Annotated in this window: 21 protein-coding genes; 12 read left to right on the forward strand and 9 right to left on the reverse strand. The window is 49.6% G+C overall.

Features of this window, described 5'->3' with window-relative positions; translation table 11 throughout:
• The first annotated feature begins 1 nt into the window (after position 1).
• The 11 genes from M4D81_RS27955 (at position 2) to glnA (ending at position 11,950) form a co-directional block, all read left to right on the forward strand.
• Positions 2 to 781 (forward strand): class I SAM-dependent methyltransferase, encoded by a 780-nt coding sequence (locus M4D81_RS27955; protein ID WP_260068807.1) that lies wholly within the window; start codon positions 2 to 4, stop codon positions 779 to 781.
• Positions 771 to 1,718: a tRNA (adenosine(37)-N6)-dimethylallyltransferase MiaA gene (gene miaA, locus M4D81_RS27960; protein WP_260068808.1), complete on the forward strand. Its 948-nt coding sequence runs from the start codon at positions 771 to 773 to the stop codon at positions 1,716 to 1,718. Before M4D81_RS27955 ends, miaA begins: the two co-directional genes overlap by 11 nt.
• 53 nt (positions 1,719 to 1,771) lie before the next feature.
• Positions 1,772 to 2,011: an RNA chaperone Hfq gene (gene hfq, locus M4D81_RS27965; RefSeq protein ID WP_071218242.1), complete on the forward strand. Its 240-nt coding sequence runs from the start codon at positions 1,772 to 1,774 to the stop codon at positions 2,009 to 2,011.
• Between the two features lie 186 nt (positions 2,012 to 2,197).
• The gene (locus M4D81_RS27970; protein ID WP_260068809.1) at positions 2,198 to 4,879 is read left to right on the forward strand and encodes a PBP1A family penicillin-binding protein; all 2,682 of its coding nucleotides are present in this window, start codon (positions 2,198 to 2,200) and stop codon (positions 4,877 to 4,879) included.
• Between the two features lie 99 nt (positions 4,880 to 4,978).
• Positions 4,979 to 5,536: a ribonuclease FAU-1 family protein gene (locus M4D81_RS27975; RefSeq protein ID WP_071218240.1), complete on the forward strand. Its 558-nt coding sequence runs from the start codon at positions 4,979 to 4,981 to the stop codon at positions 5,534 to 5,536.
• Complete coding sequence (locus tag M4D81_RS27980; protein WP_194542048.1) at positions 5,536 to 6,189, forward strand: YdcF family protein; 654 nt, start codon at positions 5,536 to 5,538, stop codon at positions 6,187 to 6,189. Before M4D81_RS27975 ends, M4D81_RS27980 begins: the two co-directional genes overlap by 1 nt.
• A gap of 82 nt (positions 6,190 to 6,271) precedes the next feature.
• Positions 6,272 to 7,255 carry an AAA family ATPase gene (locus M4D81_RS27985; RefSeq protein WP_194542049.1) on the forward strand — a complete coding sequence of 328 codons (984 nt, stop codon included), beginning with the start codon at positions 6,272 to 6,274 and terminating at the stop codon, positions 7,253 to 7,255.
• 121 nt (positions 7,256 to 7,376) lie between these two features.
• Positions 7,377 to 8,669: a GTPase HflX gene (hflX, locus tag M4D81_RS27990; protein WP_194542050.1), complete on the forward strand. Its 1,293-nt coding sequence runs from the start codon at positions 7,377 to 7,379 to the stop codon at positions 8,667 to 8,669.
• A 145-nt stretch (positions 8,670 to 8,814) separates the two neighbouring features.
• Positions 8,815 to 10,068 (forward strand): methionine gamma-lyase family protein, encoded by a 1,254-nt coding sequence (locus M4D81_RS27995; RefSeq protein WP_260068810.1) that lies wholly within the window; start codon positions 8,815 to 8,817, stop codon positions 10,066 to 10,068.
• 82 nt (positions 10,069 to 10,150) lie between these two features.
• Positions 10,151 to 10,561 (forward strand): MerR family transcriptional regulator, encoded by a 411-nt coding sequence (locus M4D81_RS28000; protein ID WP_006209652.1) that lies wholly within the window; start codon positions 10,151 to 10,153, stop codon positions 10,559 to 10,561.
• 60 nt (positions 10,562 to 10,621) lie between these two features.
• Positions 10,622 to 11,950 carry a type I glutamate--ammonia ligase gene (glnA, locus tag M4D81_RS28005; RefSeq protein ID WP_194542052.1) on the forward strand — a complete coding sequence of 443 codons (1,329 nt, stop codon included), beginning with the start codon at positions 10,622 to 10,624 and terminating at the stop codon, positions 11,948 to 11,950.
• A gap of 133 nt (positions 11,951 to 12,083) precedes the next feature.
• Here glnA and M4D81_RS28010 read toward each other — a convergent pair whose 3' ends face one another.
• The 4 genes from M4D81_RS28010 to M4D81_RS28025 form a co-directional block, all read right to left on the reverse strand.
• Positions 12,084 to 12,239, reverse strand: coding sequence for an aspartyl-phosphate phosphatase Spo0E family protein (locus M4D81_RS28010; protein WP_260068811.1), 156 nt, complete (start codon positions 12,237 to 12,239; stop codon positions 12,084 to 12,086).
• 471 nt (positions 12,240 to 12,710) lie between these two features.
• Positions 12,711 to 13,463 carry a transposase gene (locus M4D81_RS28015; protein WP_260068812.1) on the reverse strand — a complete coding sequence of 251 codons (753 nt, stop codon included), beginning with the start codon at positions 13,461 to 13,463 and terminating at the stop codon, positions 12,711 to 12,713.
• 48 nt (positions 13,464 to 13,511) lie between these two features.
• Entirely contained in the window at positions 13,512 to 13,928 is a 417-nt protein-coding gene (locus tag M4D81_RS28020; RefSeq protein ID WP_260068813.1) for a hypothetical protein, read from the reverse strand.
• 86 nt (positions 13,929 to 14,014) lie between these two features.
• On the reverse strand, positions 14,015 to 15,334 hold the full coding sequence (locus M4D81_RS28025) for an IS1380 family transposase (protein WP_260068814.1): 1,320 nt from the start codon (positions 15,332 to 15,334) through the stop codon (positions 14,015 to 14,017).
• A gap of 250 nt (positions 15,335 to 15,584) precedes the next feature.
• Between M4D81_RS28025 and M4D81_RS28030 the strand changes: the two genes are divergently transcribed.
• Positions 15,585 to 15,962 (forward strand): hypothetical protein, encoded by a 378-nt coding sequence (locus M4D81_RS28030; protein WP_260068815.1) that lies wholly within the window; start codon positions 15,585 to 15,587, stop codon positions 15,960 to 15,962.
• Between the two features lie 9 nt (positions 15,963 to 15,971).
• On the opposite strand, the gene M4D81_RS28035 is transcribed toward M4D81_RS28030, so the two are convergent.
• The 5 genes from M4D81_RS28035 to M4D81_RS28055 form a co-directional block, all read right to left on the reverse strand.
• Positions 15,972 to 16,514 carry a tyrosine-type recombinase/integrase gene (locus M4D81_RS28035; protein ID WP_260068816.1) on the reverse strand — a complete coding sequence of 181 codons (543 nt, stop codon included), beginning with the start codon at positions 16,512 to 16,514 and terminating at the stop codon, positions 15,972 to 15,974.
• Complete coding sequence (locus M4D81_RS28040) at positions 16,480 to 17,019, reverse strand: tyrosine-type recombinase/integrase (RefSeq protein ID WP_260068817.1); 540 nt, start codon at positions 17,017 to 17,019, stop codon at positions 16,480 to 16,482. The genes M4D81_RS28035 and M4D81_RS28040 overlap by 35 nt, the downstream gene beginning before the upstream one ends.
• A complete protein-coding gene (locus tag M4D81_RS28045; protein ID WP_260068818.1) occupies positions 17,016 to 17,828 on the reverse strand; it encodes a tyrosine-type recombinase/integrase in 813 nt (270 codons plus the stop codon). Before M4D81_RS28045 ends, M4D81_RS28040 begins: the two co-directional genes overlap by 4 nt.
• Positions 17,829 to 18,001: 173 nt before the next feature.
• Positions 18,002 to 19,240 carry a tyrosine-type recombinase/integrase gene (locus tag M4D81_RS28050; protein ID WP_260068819.1) on the reverse strand — a complete coding sequence of 413 codons (1,239 nt, stop codon included), beginning with the start codon at positions 19,238 to 19,240 and terminating at the stop codon, positions 18,002 to 18,004.
• A 126-nt stretch (positions 19,241 to 19,366) separates the two neighbouring features.
• Positions 19,367 to 20,638 (reverse strand): IS66 family transposase, encoded by a 1,272-nt coding sequence (locus tag M4D81_RS28055; protein ID WP_260068820.1) that lies wholly within the window; start codon positions 20,636 to 20,638, stop codon positions 19,367 to 19,369.
• Positions 20,639 to 20,866: the final 228 nt, after the last annotated feature.

Genomic DNA, 20,866 nt, shown 5'->3' on the forward strand with positions numbered 1-20,866 from the left:
CATGATTATAACAACTGGAGAAGCGGAAGCGCCGGACATTGTGGAGCGCGCGATAAGTTTAGCCCGGGAAACCGGCTGCCGCTATGTCCAGCGCGGCGGTCATTCATTGCGAAAATTAGCACGCAGGTTCGGAGATGACGACGTGTTGGTCGTACTGAACGGACATGTACGTCTAAGCGGACCGGACGGCTCGGTCATGGAATTTCATCCGAGTATGGGGTTTGTCCGATTGAAACGCGTACTGAGCGGAAAACCCGATCCCATGCTGGAGGCTTCCGGAATGGAGGAAGGGGATTCCGTACTGGATTGTACGGCGGGGCTTGGAGCCGACTCCCTGGTATTTTCGGGCAAAGGCGGCCCGAACAGTCGGATCACTGCTCTGGAAAGCTCGCTTCCCTTGTATGCGCTGCTGAAAGAAGGGCTTCGGACCTATGAAAGCCATCTGGAGGCCAGTGATCAGGCGATGAGGCGAATCGAGGTCAGGCACAGCCATCACTTGGATTATTTGAAGTCGCTGCCGGACCGGAGCGTAGACATTGTTTATTTTGATCCGATGTTCCGTCAACCGATCGCCGAATCGGCTTCCATCCATCCTTTGAGACATTATGCAAACGGGGAGCCGCTGGAAATGGAAAGTGTGAGAGAAGCGGTCAGGGTCGCGCGCAAAACCGTTGTCATGAAGGAAGCGCGATCCAGCGGAGAGTTTGAACGGCTTGGCTTTACATTGCCTGAACGGGGAAAATCGAAAATAACGTACGGAGTGATTTCCATTGATAGATGAAACCAAACCGAAACTGCTCGTTCTTATAGGACCGACAGCTGTAGGTAAAACCAAAATGAGCATTGAAATTGCGAAGGAATTCGGATGTGAGATTATCTCCGGCGATTCGATGCAGGTATACCGGGGAATGGATATCGGAACAGCCAAAATTTCTGTCGAAGAAATGGAAGGCGTCCCCCACCATCTCATTGACATTCACGAGCCCGATCACCCCTATTCGGTAGCCGAATTTCAAGAGCAAAGCCAAAGGCTCATTACCGAGATCACGCAGCGGGGAAAACTTCCGTTCATTGTTGGCGGAACCGGCCTTTATGTGGAGTCAGTGTGCTACGGCTATCAGTTTAGCGAGACCGGAGCGGATGAAGTTTTTAGGGAAGAGCAGTTCCGCTATGCCAATGAACACGGAGCCGAGGCTCTTCATCAAAAATTGGCAGAGGTTGATCCTGAAACGGCCGAACGGCTTCACCCTAATGACCTACGTCGGGTCGTTCGTGCTTTGGAAGTATACCACATGACCGGCATCCCACTTTCGGCCCAGCTGGCGCCCCAAACCAAGCAATCTGCCTATGACTTATGCTTGGTCGGTTTGACAATGGACAGGCAAATGCTATATAACCGTATTGAAGAGCGAATTGATCTTATGCTGAGCCAGGGACTTGTTGATGAGGTGGCGGCGCTCATGGACAAAGGATTCGCTCCGGGACTTGTATCCATGCAAGGGCTGGGTTATAAGGAAATCGTTTCATACCTTAGCGGAGAATTCAGCTACGAGGAGGCCGTCGTGCTGCTCAAGCGCGATACACGCCGTTTCGCTAAGCGGCAGTTATCTTGGTTTCGCCACATGAAGGACATCGAGTGGGTAGACGTCACCGACTCGGGAAATTTTTCTGCAAACTATCAAAAAATCCGTGCTATAATAGCAGGAAAGTTTCACTGAAATCTTGAATATATTTTCAAAACAATCTAAATGAACCATTGGGGGTACGGCTAATGAACAAGTCCATTAACATCCAAGACACGTTCTTGAACCAACTGCGCAAAGAGAACATTCCGGCCACGGTATACCTTACAAACGGCTTTCAGATCCGTGGAACGATCAAAGCTTTTGACAATTTTACCATCGTGATTGACAGCGACGGCCGTCAGCAAATGGTGTACAAGCATGCTATCTCCACGTTCATGCCGCAGCGTAATGTGTCCCTGATGCAGGATAACAGCAGCGATCAATAGATTTTAGAATGGTTTTATAAAGAGCAGAATCATACCGTCATCTGATTAATTTGAAACTTTTTGGTTTATAATTCGTTTAGCTTATAAGGAGTGCAGAGAGCAACCTGAGAAGGTTGTTCTTTTCTTTCCGAGGCATGACTTATAGTCAGAAGGCTTGATCCCGCAAGGGAGTAAGGAGGGGGACAAATGGCTGGAAAAGATAATCAGATGTCACGGTTGAATAAAAACAAAGACAACTCGAAGACATCCAAAACCACGAAACCGAATGCGAAGAAGAAAAAGGGCAAGGGAAAGCGAATCGCATGGGCGTTGTTTTTCACCGCCGTCATTGCGATCTTCTGTGCGCTTGCAGGTTATTTGTTCATCCTGATCAGCGGTGAAAAGCTGCTGGAGCAGAATCAGGATAAGCTGACCGCATACGGTACTTCCAAGGTATATGACCGTAATGGCGCGCTGATGGGCGAACTATCCCTCCAGAAGAGTGATCCCGTGAAGTACGAGGATATTCCGGAGAAATTGATCCAAGCATTTATTGCAACAGAAGATAAACGATTCATGGAGCACAACGGCGTGGATATGTGGTCGATCGGCCGCGCAGCGGTAAAGGATATCATGGCCCGTTCCATGGTCGAAGGCGGAAGTACGATCACGCAGCAGCTGGCGAAGAATATATTCCTGACCAGGGACAAAACATTCTTCCGCAAGGCGACGGAAATGTCGATCGCGCTGGCGCTTGAGCGTCAGCACAGCAAACAGGAAATTATCGAGATGTATTTAAACCGGATTAACTTCGGGGGACCTTATTACGGCATCAAAGCCGCATCCGAGCGTTATTTCGGCAAGTCGGATCTGAACAAGCTGGATTTATGGGAAATGGCGACACTTGCGGCAATGCCGAAGGGACCGTCTCGATATAATCCGCTTAAGAATCCTGACCTCTCCAAAGAGCGTCGTGCGGTCGTATTGACCCTGATGGAACAGCAGGGGTATATCACGGCCGAAGAGGCAGCGGAAGCCAAGAAAGTGGACTATGCTTATACACCGCCTGAAAGACAGCAGAAATATACAGCGTTTATCGATTATGTTATGGAAGAAGCCGAAGAGAAGTGGGGCCTTACCGAGGACGACGTTAACATCGGCGGATATCAGATTTACACCACGATGGACGTGAATGCCCAGACGGCAATGGAAGAAGAGTTCAAGAATCCGGAAAACTTTGAAGAAAGTCCGGACGACGTGCCGGTTGAAGGTTCTATGGTCATCATAAACCAGGAAACCGGCGGTATCGTAGCCATGTCTGGTGGACGGGAATATACGCGCGGCGGGTTCAGTCGGGCTACCGACAGCCGTCGTCAGCCGGGATCCGCCTTGAAGCCGATTGTATCGTATGCACCGGCGCTGGAATCCGGGAAGTTTACGAAGGACTCCAGATTGAGTAATAAAAAGCAATGTTTTGGCAGCAATTACTGTCCGAACAACCTGCACGGTTACTCGGAGACCATTGGCATGCCGGAAGCGATTCAGCGTTCCGAGAACATTCCGGCCGTATGGCTGTTGAACCAAATCGGCGTAAAAGCCGGATTTGAGTTTGCTCAGAGTCTCGGCATCAAGATGACCGAAGGCGATGCGAACTTATCCCTGGCCCTCGGTGGAATGGATACAGGTACGAACACATTTGAGATGGCACAAGCTTTCAGCGCCTTTGCCAATGGCGGAGAATTTAAAGAGGCTTTTGCGATCAAACAGATTAAAGATAACAAAGGCAAGGTTGTGTTTGAGAATAAAGGCAGCAAAGGGAAGCGCGTAATGAGCGCTTCGACGGCTTCGCAAATGACGGACATGATGAAGCGCGTCGTAGAGGACGGAACGGGTAGAAATGCTCGGATCAGCCGTCCGGTAGCCGGTAAGACCGGGACCACGCAGAGCGGCTATAAGGGCGTCAGCTCGAACCGCGACGTATGGTTTGTCGGATATACGCCGGAGTTAACGGCAGCTGTATGGATGGGTTATGACAACCCTGACCGGCAGCATCTGCTTAAACGAAGCAGTTCGATTTCGGCTTCCCTATGGGGCAAAGTGATGGAGAAGGCAGTTCAGGGATATGAAGCCAAGAGCTTCCCGAGTACCGAGCCGGTACAGCCGCCTGTAGAAGAAACGACATTAACTGCAGTCAGCGGTTTGACGGGCTCCTATAATGGGGAGACTCAGACTGTATCACTGAGCTGGAATCCGGTTCACGGCAACATTCAATACCGCGTGTACCGTAAGGAAACGTCGGAATCGGAATACACCCGCATTCTCGATTCCTTGGGAGGAACCGCTATAGAGGATATGAGTGCGATGGAAGGATTGACTTACGATTATTACGTGACGGCCTTCGATCCATCTACCGGCGATGAGTCGGAACCTTCGAACCTTTTACAAATCGTGGCTGTGTCCGAGGAATTGCCGCCTGAGGATCTGGAACCCGATCCGGGAGACACCCAGGAACCGCCTCCGGTTGATGAAGGTGACAACGGAGCAGGCAATGAGTTCCCTCCTGGAAATGATGGCAACGGGAACGGAAACGGCAATGGCGAGCCAGGCAAAGGGAATGGTGAAGGCCCAGGCAATGGCAACGGAAATGGGAATGGTAACGGTAATGGTAATGGAACGAATCCTCCTGACAATGGAAACGGAGCCGGGAATGGCCAAGATGGTCAAATTCCTGGCGATGGATCGGATGGCTCAGGAGATGGATCTAATAATGGCGACACAGGCACCGGAGGAACCGACACCGATTCGGGCAATATTCCTACGGTACCGGGAACCATTGTGGAGCCGTCGGATCCGGTTGACGGATCTGACGAGTCCCAGGACAGTCCATAATGATTTTGAAAGCCTCCGCATGATTGCGGAGGCTTCTTTGTTTTGAGTGTGAAACCCAAATGTGGTAAGCTGGGAATACGAATGGGGAGGAAAAGTTCCATGAAACGTAAATTCGGAGATCGGGCGAATTGGCGCCGTATCACCCGCCGGCACTTCACTTCCCGGTATGTGGAATGTGAGCAATTTACAGGGTATCTCACGTTATATACCATATATGGCCTGAAAGAACCGTTGTGGAAGACGTATGGCCGTCATACTTACCGAATCGCGGACAAAGGCTATTCATGGCTGCAGTATTATCCGAAGGACAGCCATTTCATCGTGACAGCCATGTTTGATGACAAACGAAATATTGTTCAATGGTACATCGATATTTGCAAGAAACAAGGGGTAACGGATCAGGGTGTGCCTTGGTTTGATGATCTGTATTTGGACGTTGTTGTCGTCAAAAATGGTGAAGTGTTCCTGCTGGATGAAGATGAGCTTGAGGATGCCTTAGGGCGGAATGACATTACCCGGGATGATTACAGGCTTGCCAAGGTGACCGCACGGAATCTGCTTCGGGCCATCGACGCGCATGAATTCCCTTACTTTATGATGTCTCTGAAGCATCGCGACCAGTTATTTCATAACGGAGAGTTCAGGAGGAAGAAATAATGCGTCAGGAAATACATAAGAGTCTGCCACGAGCAGGCACCAAGAAGAGAGCATGGTATCGGAGAGGGATGATTACCCTGCTCTCTCTCGTTGTTCTTGGAGTGCTATGGTCAGGTTATGCATATTGGAAGATCGAAAGCGCCGTCAGCAGTCCGTCGGAAAAGGCGGATGTCGGCATCATCTTGGGTGCTTCCATGTGGGGAGATCAGCCAAGTCCTGGGCTTCGCGAACGGCTTGAGCATGCACTGGTTGAATACCATGCAGGCCGTTTTGATACCTTCATCGTTTCAGGCGGCCTTGATAAGCCCGGGTATCCATTTACCGAAGCCGAAGGAATGAGAAATTTCTTGGTCGACGCGGGCGTACCCGAGGAACAAATCTTCCTGGAGAACGAAGCTACGAGCACTTACGAGAATTTGCTCTTCAGCCAAGCAATAATGGAGGAGCATGGGTGGAAGACCGCCATTATAGTAACCCATGACTATCACGGGACGAGGGCGATGGAGGTTGCGACAACCCTTGGTTATGATCGTCCTTCTATATCGCTGACGGAATCTACCGTTTTGCCGATGGCCAAACACAAGTCTAGGGAAGTGCTGGCGTATACGAAATGGACGGCCGATCGGCTGTTGATCGCCATGGGTGTCCTATGAGGACGAAACTTCTAATAAGCAGGCTGTAAATAGAATACATTGGAATAGATAGTCAGCCCTTTGGATAAAGAGGTGAGGAGCAATGAACGGGCGTGTAACGGCCGCTAACGGCCGATCTGAAGGACGGCCATCCAGGCAGATTAATGTCGTGCTCCGCAGCGCGGAACCTCCACTCATCAGCAGTGCGGTTCCGGAACGCGAACCGGCCCCTTCGCCAAACCCTGTTTCCCAGCACAGTCTATTCCAGGAAATACAGAAAGAGCTGGATCAACTGGTAGGTCTTGAACAGATCAAAGACCTGGTATTTGAAATCTATGCTTTGCTTCAAGTGGCCCAGATGCGTTCGGAAGCAGGCTTATTAAGCGGCGGTCATGTGTACCATATGATTTTTAAAGGAAATCCCGGAACAGGGAAAACAACAGTCGCCCGTATCGTGGCAAAGCTGTTTCAGAAGATGGGCGTGCTTAATAAGGGTCATCTGGTCGAAGTGGAACGGGCGGATCTCGTAGGTGAATATATCGGTCACACGGCACAAAAGACCAGAGAGCTGGTTAAAAAAGCGCTTGGAGGGATCCTGTTCATCGACGAGGCTTACAGTTTGGCGCGCGGCGGCGAGAAGGATTTTGGCAAGGAAGCGATCGATACGCTGGTCAAGGCGATGGAGGATCATAAAAACCAGTTCATTCTTATTCTGGCAGGCTACAGCGATGAGATTGATTTTTTTATGGATTCGAATCCCGGCCTGTATTCCCGTTTTCCGATCCAGATGGACTTCCCGGATTACAATCTGGATCAATTGATACAGATTTCGGAGCTGATGGCGAAGGAGAGGGACTATATCTTGATGCCGCAGTCGCTGAGCAAGCTCAAGGAACACCTGCAGATGGAGAAGGATCACGGGCTGCACGCCTTTAGTAATGCGCGTTATGTACGGAACGTCATCGAGAAATCGATAAGGAATCAATCGGTTCGGCTGCTGAATCAGTACGTAACCGGTAATCCCGGCAAGCTGGAGCTTATGACCCTGCGGCCGGAGGACTTTAAGTTAAACGGAAAAATACAATGATTTTAAGCTTGTCTTCGAACATAATGAAGGGGTAGCGCTGCTTTCTTTGGATCATAATGTTTATTGCGGGCAGCAGCGGTTAGTTAAATTAGGAGACGTAATGTTAGAAGGAGTTGGCTATATGACAAATATAACGCATGATACCCGGACAGAGATCGAAGATAAAGCCGTTTTGGTCAGTTTGGTGACGGATGCGGTTAAACGCTCGGGAATAAACCCGGAACACTCGCTGCAGGAGTTGGTTCAGCTTGCTGAAACCGCAGGAGTGGAGGTGCTGGATGTCATTACGCAGAATCGCGAAGTTCCGGATTCCAAGTGGTTTATCGGCAAAGGAAAGGTCGAAGAGCTGCGCATGGCCATTGATGGCTTGGGCGCAACAACGGCCATATTTGATCAGGAATTGTCCGGTGCGCAAGTTCGGAATCTGGAAGAAACGCTCGATGTAAAAATTATCGACCGGACTCAATTGATACTGGATATTTTCGCTCAGCGGGCGAAGACCCGTGAGGGGATTATCCAGGTGGAGTTAGCGCAGCTTACTTATTTGCTCCCGCGGTTATCGGGACATGGTAAGAATCTGTCCAGGCTCGGAGCAGGGATCGGGACACGCGGACCGGGGGAGAGCAAGCTTGAAACCGACCGCAGGCATATCCGGGACAGAATCAGCGATCTGAAGCGGCAGCTGGATGAAGTCACCCGGCACCGGACGCTCCATCGGGAGCGCCGGAAGAAGAGCGGGGCCGTGCAGGTTGCTCTGGTCGGTTATACCAATGCCGGGAAGTCGACATTGTTGAACCGTTTAACGGCAGCAGACGTATATATTGAAAATCAATTGTTTGCTACGCTGGATCCCACTTCACGCGTGCTGGAGCTGCCGAGCGGCAAAGAAGTCGTCCTTACGGATACCGTAGGATTTATACAGAACCTTCCTCATGATCTGGTAGCGGCGTTCCGTGCGACGCTGGAAGAAGCCAACGAAGCCGATCTGATCCTTCATGTGGTAGATGCTTCTTCGCCTATGCGGGACGAACAGATGGCTGTCGTTCAATCCATCCTTCAGGATCTGGGGGCGGCGGATAAACCGCAGATCGTTCTGTTTAACAAAAAGGATGCTTGTGAGCCGGGCCAGCTGGAAATGCTGCCGACGGGAGATGGACAATTAAAGATCAGCGCGTATGAGGATCAGGATTTGGAAACGGTACGCGAAGCGATTCAGGACCAGCTGTCCGGAGGGAACGTGACGTTCCGGATTCCGGCTGACCGCGGGGATCTGAATTCGGTTGTATACCGTGTCGGAGACGTGCTGGAGCAGTCTTTTGATGAGAATGATATCCTCTATGAGGTTCGGATCAATAAAGCGGATTATGAGAAAATGGGTTATTTGCTTCATGATTACGTTCAGAATGGATCTTAGGCATAGGTAGGAAATGCAATATAAGCCCCTGTACAGGGGCTTATATTGCGTGTTCAGGGCGGCTCGACGTTGATGAGTTCTATGCAACAAAAATATATGTTAAGATGTGAGACATCATGTGTATAAGAGGAGAGAGCAGTTAGTCATGGCAAGATTTTCGCAAGATATACTCGAATTGAGCAGTGAGATTGAGTCCAAAATCGGTCAGCGTATACGGGAGATCGACGCTATTGTTGATTTTAATCAGTGGAAGGTGATTGATGCTTTCCAGAAGTTTCAGGTGAGTGATTTTCATTTTGCGGCTTCCACCGGGTATGCATACAACGATCGCGGCCGTGAAGTGCTGGATGAAGTCTATGCGGACGTATTTGGAGCCGAATCTGCCCTGGTAAGGCCGCATTTTGCTTCCGGTACCCATACGATCTCAACAGCACTGTTTGGTGTGTTAAGGCCTGGAGATGAGCTGCTGTATATTTCGGGGCGTCCCTATGACACCCTCCATAAAGTGATTGGCGAACCCGGGGACGGCAACGGGTCCCTTCGGGATTTCGGAATCGGTTATCAGGAGGTTGCGCTAACCGAACAAGGGGAGATTGATTGGGAGCGGGTAGAGAGGGCCATCACGCCTTCAACTAAGGTGATCGGTATCCAGCGTTCCCGCGGGTATGATTGGCGTTCTTCGTTCACGGTATCGCAGATTGGTGACATGGTCAGCCGGATCAGGTCTATACGCCAGGATTTGATCATTTTCGTTGATAATTGTTACGGCGAGTTTACGGAGCGATTGGAACCGACGGAGGTTGGCGTTGACCTGATGGCAGGCTCGCTTATCAAAAACCCTGGCGGCGGCATTGCTGAAACCGGCGGCTACATATGCGGTAAAGCAGCCTATGTCGATAAGGCGGCCTATCGGCTGACCGCTCCCGGCATCGGACGAGAAGTGGGGGCTATGCTGGGAACGACCAGAGGCATCTATCAGGGATTATTCCTGGCACCATCCACGGTTGGACAAGCGGTTAAGGGCAGCATTTATGCTGCTGCGATGTTTGAGGCGGTAGGATTCACAACCAAGCCGGGCTGGCAGGATGAGCGAACCGATTTGATTCAGGCTGTATCGTTTACCGGTGCGGATCATCTGATCGCTTTTGTTCAAGGGATTCAGCAGGCCGCGGCGGTCGATAGTCATGTGGTGCCTGAACCTTGGGATATGCCTGGGTATGAACATCCCGTAATCATGGCGGCAGGTACGTTCATTCAGGGAGGAAGCCTCGAATTATCAGCGGACGCGCCGATCCGATCACCTTATATCGGTTATATGCAAGGCGGCTTAACCTACTCCCATGTTAAATATGGTGTGCTTATGGCCCTCCAAAGCATGAAAGATCGTAAATTGTTGTGAGTTATCCTTACATGCGGTTGACGTGGTTGATCAGGAAATGTACAATAGGATCAGAATAGACCACTTGGAAGGTTGATGAGATATGGGTGATGAGATTCGGAGGAATATGGCGTTATTTCCGATAGGCATTGTTATGAAGCTTACGGATCTATCTGCCAGACAAATTCGCTATTATGAGCAGCATAACTTAATTGTCCCAGCCCGTACGTCGGGCAACCAACGCCTGTTTTCCTTCAATGATGTGGAGCGACTGCTAGAGATTAAGGCTTTGATTGAAAAAGGTGTTAATATCGCCGGCATTAAGCAAGTAATGAACCCTGTCACGAAGGAGTCAGAAGAGGCTACCGTCATTACTCCTGATACCGAGAACAGACGCCGTGAGATGTCTGAATCCCAGTTGCGACGTTTGCTGAAGCAGGAATTGATTACCGCTAAAAGACCGGGTCAGGTTTCATTGATTCAAGGGGAATTATCCCGGTTTTTTAATAAATAAGGATTGCCATGCTGTAATTCATCATTCAATCTAGTTTTTATTTAAAAAGGAGAGGATAAAGTGAGTTATACCAGAGAGGACATTCTACGCATTGCCAAAGAAGAAAATGTTCGATTTATCCGCTTGCAATTTACAGATTTGCTTGGAACGATTAAAAACGTTGAAATTCCTGTCAGCCAGCTGCCTAAAGCGCTTGATAATAAAATGATGTTCGACGGTTCATCCATCGAAGGTTATGTACGGATCGAAGAATCCGATATGTACCTGTACCCGGACCTGGATACCTTCATGATTTTCCCTTGGGTATCCGAGGATCGCGTTGCGCGTCTGATCTGTGATGTCTACATGCCTGACGGCACACAGTTTGCAGGAGATCCGCGCGGCATTCTGAAGAGAGCGCTGAAAGAAGCCGAAGAGATGGGCTTCACTTCCATGAATGTCGGTCCGGAGCCTGAATTCTTCCTGTTCAAAACCGATGAAAAAGGCAACCCGACCATGGAGCTCAATGACCAAGGTGGATACTTTGACCTCGCGCCTACGGATCTTGGCGAGAACTGCCGCCGCGATATCGTATTGACACTGGAAGAGATGGGCTTCGAAATCGAAGCTTCTCATCATGAGGTTGCTCCCGGCCAGCACGAAATCGATTTCAAATATGCAGATGCGATTAAAGCAGCTGACCAGATTCAAACGTTTAAATTGGTAGTGAAGACGATCGCTCGTCAGCATGGACTGATTGCAACATTTATGCCAAAACCGCTATTCGGTGTGAACGGCTCCGGCATGCACTGTAACCAATCGCTCTTCAAAGGCGGAGAGAACGCGTTTGTCGACGAGAGTGATGAGCTTGGCTTGAGCGTAACGGCTCGGCACTATATGGCGGGTATTCTTAAGCATGCACGCGCGTTTGCCGCGATCACCAACCCAACGGTTAACTCGTACAAGCGTCTCGTGCCTGGTTACGAAGCACCTTGCTACGTTGCATGGTCTGCAAGTAACCGCAGTCCGATGATTCGTATTCCTGCGTCCCGTGGTCTCAGCACGCGCATCGAAGTGCGTAACCCGGATCCGGCGGCTAACCCGTATCTGGCTCTGGCTGTCATGCTGAAAGCAGGCTTGGACGGCGTTAAGCGCGAGCTGTCGCTCCCGGCTCCAATTGACCGTAACATCTACGTGATGACGGAAGAAGAGCGCATTGAGGAAGGCATCCCTAGCTTGCCTGCAAACCTGAAGGAAGCGCTCAACGAGTTGATCCGCAGCGAAGTCATCTCCGATGCACTCGGTGATCATGCGTTGGCTCACTTCTATGAGCTGAAAGAAATCGAATGGGACATGTACCGCACGCAAGTTCACCAATGGGAACGCGATCAGTACATTACGATGTATTAATAGAGGAATCCCTTGCGCCGTAAGGCGTGAGGGGTTTTTGTTTTTGGGGGAGGTTAGTCAGTTCATAAGATTCAAAAACCACCTTAATGAGGGACCTACTGAAAGTGTATCATCAGCAGGTCCCATTTATATTTTACAAATTACCTTTTAGCAGCTTGTTGTAATCATTAAGTGCACGATCTGACTGCTGACTAGCTTTAACAATCTCCGGATCGGTAAGACGCCTACATACGGATAGTTTATTCAATTCCAACCGAAGCTCTTCAATCTTTGTTACGATTTTGTCCACGGTTGAACAGCTCCTATTAACAAGAGTATCTATATAAGACGTTCGCTGTGCACCGCAACCGTTGAGCGGAATCCCAACTCAGTTCCGTTCCGCACCGGAACGAAGTGGTATTATTTTTTTCGATAAATTCACCCGAAACACCTTCTTTTATGGTGCTTTTTGTTACATGCTGTCGATTTAAGAATGTGATTTCATCCTGAATCCGTGATCGCCCGAATGGCGCGACTCCAGAATTACAATTTCATGGAAAATCGAAGCATTGTCACGTCATGATTTGCTCTTCCTCTGGCGTTCGGTCGATTGCGAAGGCAGGAGGAAGCGCAATTTGCTCGTATTTGGAAAACACAAAGAACCCCTTCTTTTTACGGGTCGAAGTGGAACATATCGATGCGATTGGTGTCTGTTCGTACGTCGATCAGGCAAATGATTGGTAAATTCGCCTAGTACTGTAGTGCTTAAATAATCAAACAATTAGCGTTGCAGGACTTTACCGGAGTACGTCCATCGATATGGTTTGGCCATGGTTTTATTGAAGTAACGGATAAACGCAAGAATCTGCTCTTTCAGATCTCGCGTGGAGGTGAAGTTTCCTCGTCGGATCAGCCGCCGCACCAGAATACTGAACCAGATCTCGATTTGGTTTAACCAAGAGCAATGCTTAGGCGTATAAACGAACCGGATGCGGTGGGTGTGATCCGTTAGGAAAGCCGAACGAGATGCCTTCGACTTGAGAACCCCTTCTTTGTACTTGGTGCCTAGCTCACCTTCGTGAATGCCGCAGTGTCTGGCGACGAGGCGGACCACGCCTTCGGAGCGATGGATGTCCAGTTGATCCGTGATAAACACCCATTCACCGTCCGGATCCTGAGCGAGCAGTTGCTCCATATGCCGGGCAAAGTCCTGCTCCGAACGGGAGTTACCGACGGTCGGTGCAAGGATCTCTCCGGTCGCAACGTCCAGGTTTGCAATCAGACACTGGGTACCATGGCGAATGTATTCGAATTCCCTTCGCTCGATCAGGCCCGGTTTCATCGGCAGCGTAGGATGAAGCCGCTCGAGCGCCTGTATGCCGGTCATTTCATCGATACAGACGACATGGACGCCGACATCATGCAGGATGGGCGCATACTGGTAGGTCCGGCAAACGGCGCAAACCTGCTCGGCGAATCGCTCAGGAACTTTGGGGCAGGCATTCAGCCATGGCTTGCAGCGATGCGGTTTCACCTCCGCCTGATTTTAAAAAACGACCGACCTGGCGCTCGGAGATCGTCTCTACGATTCCGCGTTCGATGGCTTCGTCCCGGACTTCCCGAGGCGTCCAGTGCGAAATCGGACGTCCAGATTCCTTTGGATCTTCACAGGCGATGCCACGATCTGAACGATCTGTTCCGGCGTGAACCTAGCCGGCGCCCCCGGCCGCGACGCATCACTGAGGATCTCGACAATGACCAATTCCAGCTCATCCGGTTGTTCGGCCTCAACCAAGCGCAAGCGTTCGTCCTGATCGATCCAGCGTTCGCGCCACACGCCAACCTGGGGACGGTCCAGCGGTATCCGGCGGCTGATCTGAAGGTTGCTTAACTCGCGCGCAACTTGTTGCGGCGTTAGTCTTCGCCTGACAAGGCTTTGAAGTACCTCGCGTTGTTTGTCTGTCAGTACGAGCGGCCGCTTTTTAGGTCCAGTATTCATCCCGCATCCCTCCCGGTGGGTCCGAAGTAAACCCTTACTTCTCATTACCCCTTTTTCACCAGTCGGGAACTGTTGGATATTTTCAGCTATTCAGTACTAGCCGTTCGAAACCAAGGGCAGTTGCTTCCGAAGTTAAGCGCCACTCGGCCTGCATGACGAACGTATCGGGCAGCCATGTAAATGAGATTCTGAATGACCGTGCGGACACGCCGCCGCTTTACATTTCTGCGAATCGGCGCATCGTCTTCACACAAACTTTCTTGTCCCATCACGCGGAGCAGATTGTAGGCAAACAAGCCCGCATGCAACACCAAGTCATTGGTTGCGAACTTGCCAGCAGGCAGCCGCTCCAGATCAAGATCGGTTTTCAGTTCGCTGTGAAATTGCTCGCTGGTGCCGTGATCCCGGTAAAGTTCAATGACGCGCCAAGGCGCGCAGCGCAACGAAACCCAATACACATTCACCTCGATTTCGGGAAGGAGCAGCACCTGTCCATTTCGATCCATGGTTCGTTCAATGACGTGAAACACTTGGCGCAGCTTGACGTCGAATCCTGTGCAAGGAAATTCAATGGCGCCGACATACTCTGTTTTTCCTTCGCGCTGCTCGCAAGCGATGCCTTTCTCTTTCGCGATGGCGAGCCAGGTTGCTTTTGGCGTTTTACGCAAATTCGCCTTGATGATGTAATCCACGTCGGCATGGCGGTGACACACCTTCAGATTGTCCAGGCTGTCGTTGCCAGAATCCATACGCACGAGCAAAGGACGATCCGTGATGCGCCGTGCATAGCTGATGCTCTGTTCAAGAAACGTGACGGTACCGTTCTGGCAGTGTTGACTTTCTTCTCGCAGTTCGGTGTTGTCGCCGTAGCCTTCTTGTCCAAGGTACGCAAACATCGGAGCGAAACCATCCATTCCTTTGTAGGTGTAGGATACTCCTTCCTTTTTCGTGCCGGAATTATCGAAGGGAGAGACGTCCAGATCAAACGGCAGAAACACCTTGTTCCCGACTTCAATGCCCGTAAGCGGAGCAACGATGCGATGGAGCAGATCGGCGGACTCTTCAAGAAGAATGCGGTTCCAGTCAACCTGCTCCGAAGCAGCCGCAGCGTCCAGCCGCTGACGGAGCGTAGGGCTGGATGGTACTTTGTTCACTTGCATGCAAACAGGGAAAACGTCTTCACGAAAAGGCTCAATATGATCAAAATCGCTTTTGCCATGGCAGAGCAGACCGATATAGCTTTTCATCACGTCGCTATGTGTATAAGCAGGGGCTTCGTTTTCTTTCACGATGGTTTGATTCAATCGATCGGTTAATTTAGTATGCGAAAGCAGTGCGCCGACCGTAGCCAGGCCTGCGTGTGTCGTTAAAATGGTTTCGTTTGTCTGTGTAAATTGGATTTTCATCACGTCACCCCGATGGTAGTATTCAAAGATTCTATATTATCTTGTGATTTCTACATCGGAGTGCCGATTTCCTTCTATTTTCTCGGTTTTTCATGTAGCGAGGTTCACGGATTCAGGTTCATAAGTGGACGCCAGTATTTGTATTTTATGGGAGGGTTTTTAGCATGCCTTAATATAGCGACGGGTACCGTAAAATCCAGACTGCACCGGGCAAGGAAAAAAGTACAGAACCTATTAAAGGAGAATTCCGATGAATGTGGATAAACCAGACTGGTACACCCGGACTCAAAAAGTTCCCTTTCCAAATGAAACTTTTACGGCTGAAATGAAAAAATATGTGCACATGTCGGTGATCTGTTGCGACGGCAGACCAAAACGCCGTAAATATTTGCGTGTTGGTATCGTAAGTGGGCTATTGCTTCTGATCATATTCATTGCCATTCAGCCTTTTGGCGATGAGGGACTACAGACAGCAGGAGATGTAACCCCTGAAGCGGAGACGATTCGGGCACAAGGCGTAACAGAAGAGGGAATGTTAAGTGTGGTTGCTGTAGAGAAGGAAAAAATAACGGAGTTAGGAGCTCCGAGCTGCTTTGGCCTCGAAGCCGCCCTAAAACTTCTCGGATAATTATCGGCTTTAATCAAGCTTAGACTTCTGCAAAAACGACAAGAGACCCGACTGCTCTTTCTTGGACGTTGCATCCTTTAGTGTCTCGATACCGATGTCCCGATCTTTCAAATACTTGTTGGCGATCTCTGGTGTCACTGAGGCATATATCATCGTAGTCGCGATTGAAGCGTGCCCGAGGAACGCTCGGATAACCGCGATCGATTCCCCGCATTCTAACATATGGACAGCAATTGAGTGCCTGAAGCTATGCGGCGAGTATCTGTTCTGACGGAACAAGGACGGGTGAGCTTTTTTCGCTATCGCAACGTATTTTTTTACCACTTCCTCGACACAGGATATACTCATCTTCTCATGTGTTTGGGTTGGAAAGACATGACGCAGCTTATCGCGCTCACCACAGATATCTAATCCTCTAGCACCTACAATATAGTCTCGCAGGATTTTGGCGCAGTTGCCGGGAATGGATACGCTCCTTGCTTTTCTACCCTTGCCGACAAGCTTTAACTTGGTCGTCTTACCAAACATGACGTCGTTTACGTAAGATCGCAAATCTCTTGGCCCTTGCGCCGCTGGAATAAAGGACGCTCATCAACGTGACGTCCCTTTGTCCGATCCGCTTGGCTGTATTCGGGAGATTCAGCAAAATACCAATCTCGTCCTTGGTAAAATCCTTGATTTCGTTTGTCTTCGGTTCCCTCTTTGGAGGGATATCGGCGATATCAGAATAAAATGAGATGGTTTCGGTCGAGAATTTCCTGGCTGCATATTTGGCGAATGACATGATGGCCGCTCGGCGCTGGTTGCGCGTCTTTATGCTGCAAGCTCTCGTTTCTTCCAGCCATTGCAGGAACCTCAGTATCGAGTCCCCATCCAAATTGCCGAAAGATACTTTATCAGCCGTCAACCCTTTCTCCAACTCCATGTACTCAAATAAAAGGGCGAAAGCGTATTGATAGGATATTATGGTGTTCCTGCTTACGCCTTTGACGGTTGGCAAGTAGGACTCAAAATATTCCGTCAGTAGCCCCAAAAAATTTACAGTCCCTTTTCTCATTCGAATGTCACCTCCGGAAACAGGTGGTCGATATGGCGCTCGACTCTTTGGTGGGATCTCGTATAGAATGTATAGTCGGCTTTAAGATATTTCTCGGTCTCTGTTAACCCGACATGCCCTAGGTAGGTGGAAACGAAAGGGACGCTATCCTCGAATGTTCTCCCCTCAGACTCCGATTTCAAGAAGGATTGAATCGTGAACAAATGCCTGAAGCAGTGCAGGCATGGTCCGCGCTCATAAGGTGTCTTGCGGACATAATGGATATTCGCTGCTCGCAATATCCGCCCAAACCAGAAACGAAAAAAAGCCTTGCGGTGGGGTACTCCGGAATTGTTCGAGCTTTCGAAGACATGCTCGAGACAACGCCCGTTTGACTGCACCATCATTTTGTAGGATTTCAGCAACTCGCAAAGGGACGTGTCAACAGGTATGGCGCCGCTCTTTGCGTTCTTCGCTTGATGGGCATAGATAATGCCGTTTTCCAGGTCTATTTGATTCCAGGTCAAGGCGATCGCTTCACCAGAGCACATTCCAGTGCAATAAAGGACGCGTATCAACAGAGGTGTTTGGCACCTGACGGCGAATGAAGCGGTTGGTTCGAATGTTCCGATATGATCGGCAGCCTCTATGATCCTAGAAAATTCCTCATCGGAGAAAACATAGGGAACATAATCCCTCGCAGGGAATGGTTTCTCCGGTATGGTCACGGGGTATCCCAGCGTGACCAAGTATTTTGAAAATCCTGTAACGTGCGTCAGCAGGTTTCTCTTACTCTGAGGCTTTATACTTTTGCTGGACAGCCACCGCACGAGGGTATCCTCCTGCGGCGTTTTTTCGGATGTTTCGCAGTTCGCTAGGTAATCGTCCAGATCATAAAGGGTATATCGCACTTCACTACAGGTTTTTTCTGACCTACATTGCGAAAGTACACCGAGGTAGCCATCTATCTCGTTAGCGAAAATGCTGCGCAAGGTCCTGACCATCACCGTTCCCCCTTGTATGCTAAGAGCCTCTCTGCGAACAGTCCCGTAGGTATGGGTGCTGCAAGAGAGCAGGAGCGTAACGACTCGACATCAAGCCTTACATAGTTTTTCAGCGCGCCGTCCGACTCGTGGCCGAGGATTTTCCCCACCACAGTATAGGGCACTTTTTCTGAGATAAGATCCGTTGCGAGGGTCATACGCAGGGCGTGGGCACCATGCTTTTTTCCCTCAGTTGGTATTCCCGCCTTTTTGAATTGACAACCCACGAAAGTCGAGACGGCAGAAGCCTCAATGCCTGTAAAAGGTGCCACACCCCTTAAAAATAGTGACGGGTCGCTACTTTTGGGGCGGGCATTAGTCAGATAGCAGTGGAGTGCGCTCTCGATCTCGGGCAATAATTCGAACCTTTGCGGAACAGAAGTCTTTGTTTGCACGAAACTCAATGTCTTATTACAAAAATTAATATTTACCATCTTGAGGTTGGCTATGTCGCTTGCCCTCATCCCAAATCTGATGGCCAGCAAAGCGATTGCGTAATTACGTTTCCCCAGCCCGGTCGATCTGTCGATACTTGACAACAATTTCTCGATTTCTGACTTGGAGTAGGTAGATGGCAATGATTGCGGGCGTCTCGTGATGGGGATTGCTACGGAGAGGTCTGTTGCATGAACCTTTGATTTACGCAGAAACTTAAAAAAACCCCGGCAGAATGTCGCCCAGCATGATTTATTGCTTTTACTGTCGATAAATGCTTCATAAATATGGACAGTTGTCACATCCGACAGGTTATTGACGCCCTGCGAATCTATATAATGGAGCAGTTGGGTGCAATAATGAATGCTTTGCTTAATCGTGGACTTGCTCCGTCCGAGTTTCTCCAAGTACTCCGTGTACTGATAGAGTGTTTCGGCGAACTGTTCGGGGCATTTCGCCCTCTTTATCTCCGAATGCATGATGTTGAATTTTCCTAAGGAATAGTCGTTCAACCGACATACAACAGTCCTAATCAAACGCTGACTTGCCTTGTGATATTGCCCTTTGATTTCGGATAGAACTCTATCTCCCGTCTCAATGGAGTAGCCCGGTAAGCCGTGATCAAGGATACATCGCTCAATCTTGTTTAACGCCCAGGAATAGTCAATTAATTTCCTCTTGCTGTAGCCTAACGACTCCAAGCTTTGGTTAAATCCTTCGCGAAGCTCCTGCCAGTAGACTGCATTGTTACTGTTTTGTGCCATACAATAAATCTCCTTATATAGTTGCTAGCCTGTCCAGGCTGCTTATATAAGGATATCTCTCTTGTCATTGCTATGTTTATTATCCGAGAAGATTTAGGGCGGAAATGCGATAGCATTGACGTTTTGCTAAGTCTTCTCGGATAAAAAACTACTCGGATAATTGTCAAAGGGGACCGTGAAATCATACAAAAAGAGAAGGTGATTATCCTTATATTGCTTCAGACGATTCAGCAGCTTCTTCTCTTCTGCTCTGGCATATTTGCCCTTGGTTCGCTTGTTTTCTTCTACTCCGCGGATCACAATCGCATCGTAATCCCTGTCATAGCTCGCTAACTCCTCCTCGGAAAACACACGCTCCGATTTCAAGCAGTCTTTGCGCGCCTCATTCATCCCGCAGAGTCGTTCAGAGAGGTCCCCACTCCATGAATTTTCGGATTCTTCGGTGTTCTTTTGCAAGTACCTCAGTAAATAGACGTTGCACTCCCCGTTACCCGTCCCAAAATGATACATGGCGGTTTCATGGTCATGCATAAACGTTCCCGAAAATCGTGACAGGATCCCCGTCTCCTTCAGGGTTTCCAAGTCCTTCTTCTCCATCGGGCTGTAGAGAATCGCGGTGCCGCTGCTTTGGTTGCGGATATAGGCCTGTTTCCCATTCACGGTTATCACCGTTGCATCCGTGCTGAGGGTACTTTCATTCAGCAACTCCTCTTCAATCTGTGCGAGGGCGGGCGCACACTTGACCGAAAAATCTCGGCAGAAGTTGTATATGCTTCCCTCAGAGAGGGCAAGCTTCCCATCGCTGAACGCATGTATGAATCCGCAGATGCGATCGTTGGAGACGACACCTTCTGCATACAGGTCTACAATCATGGCCTTTAGGTTTGGACCGTATACCACATCACTCCAGTATGCTGGCGGAATCTCTATCTTGCCAGAAGCATCCTCATAGAAACGAAATTCCGTGGCCACACTCGTTATTTCTACATCAATGACGTACTTGCTCACATACCGTTCGGACGTTTTGCCTACATGTTTGACTTTGTGTGTAAGGGAGCCCTTTCGGATCTGTTCCTCCACATCCGCCTTGGTGAGCGTTCCTCCCTTATGCCCTGGCTGGCCGCCTGGCTCTTTACCACTCGTGTTTCGGCCGTTGTAGGTATTGGCGGGTTTCCCCTTCTGATCTGTGGACGGGGGGAGGGAGGAGTTAGAACTGTCATTATTGTTAATCCGCTTGAGCCGTTCATTGTCTTCGGTTAGAACTTTGATCTCGCGGTCTTTTTCCTCGATCTTACGATTGAGCCGATCTACATCTTCCTTATGCTCACGTTTTTCTTTCTTGAGATCGCTCTCCACTGCGTTCAGGCGCCCCCTGATTTCCTCAAGTTGGCGATACACGCTCTTTCCGTAATCCTTGTTCTTCCCATGGGGCCCCCACTTTCTTCCGGTTTGTCGTTAGGATCATTTTACCTGAGATCAGGCGACAGCGCGAGCGATTTCTCATTTTGTTTCTTCATACAGGGCTGAACTGTAACTCCGATACAATCTGTTTCGTTTTCAGCGGCAGTTTGGGTCTGTTATTTTCTTTTATGTCCCTAAGTCACAGCTAAATAAAGTGACAAACCA

This window comes from Paenibacillus sp. p3-SID867 (assembly GCF_025142895.1).
In the GTDB taxonomy this organism is placed as follows: Bacteria; Bacillota; Bacilli; order Paenibacillales; family Paenibacillaceae; genus Paenibacillus_AQ.

Bases quoted from the DNA above. Each gene is read 5' to 3' on its own strand.
- M4D81_RS28040 (WP_260068817.1), bottom strand. From the start codon at position 17,019: ATGAGAAAAGGGACTGTAAATTTTTTGGGGCTACTGACGGAATATTTT.
- M4D81_RS27975 (WP_071218240.1), top strand. From the start codon at position 4,979: ATGAAACGTAAATTCGGAGATCGGGCGAATTGGCGCCGTATCACCCGC.
- hfq (WP_071218242.1), top strand. From the start codon at position 1,772: ATGAACAAGTCCATTAACATCCAAGACACGTTCTTGAACCAACTGCGC.
- M4D81_RS27955 (WP_260068807.1), top strand. From the start codon at position 2: ATGATTATAACAACTGGAGAAGCGGAAGCGCCGGACATTGTGGAGCGC.
- M4D81_RS27970 (WP_260068809.1), top strand. From the start codon at position 2,198: ATGGCTGGAAAAGATAATCAGATGTCACGGTTGAATAAAAACAAAGAC.
- M4D81_RS27985 (WP_194542049.1), top strand. From the start codon at position 6,272: ATGAACGGGCGTGTAACGGCCGCTAACGGCCGATCTGAAGGACGGCCA.
- M4D81_RS28030 (WP_260068815.1), top strand. From the start codon at position 15,585: ATGAATGTGGATAAACCAGACTGGTACACCCGGACTCAAAAAGTTCCC.
- M4D81_RS28025 (WP_260068814.1), bottom strand. From the start codon at position 15,334: ATGAAAATCCAATTTACACAGACAAACGAAACCATTTTAACGACACAC.
- M4D81_RS27995 (WP_260068810.1), top strand. From the start codon at position 8,815: ATGGCAAGATTTTCGCAAGATATACTCGAATTGAGCAGTGAGATTGAG.
- hflX (WP_194542050.1), top strand. From the start codon at position 7,377: ATGACAAATATAACGCATGATACCCGGACAGAGATCGAAGATAAAGCC.
- M4D81_RS28020 (WP_260068813.1), bottom strand. From the start codon at position 13,928: ATGAATACTGGACCTAAAAAGCGGCCGCTCGTACTGACAGACAAACAA.
- M4D81_RS28000 (WP_006209652.1), top strand. From the start codon at position 10,151: ATGGGTGATGAGATTCGGAGGAATATGGCGTTATTTCCGATAGGCATT.
- M4D81_RS27980 (WP_194542048.1), top strand. From the start codon at position 5,536: ATGCGTCAGGAAATACATAAGAGTCTGCCACGAGCAGGCACCAAGAAG.
- M4D81_RS28050 (WP_260068819.1), bottom strand. From the start codon at position 19,240: ATGGCACAAAACAGTAACAATGCAGTCTACTGGCAGGAGCTTCGCGAA.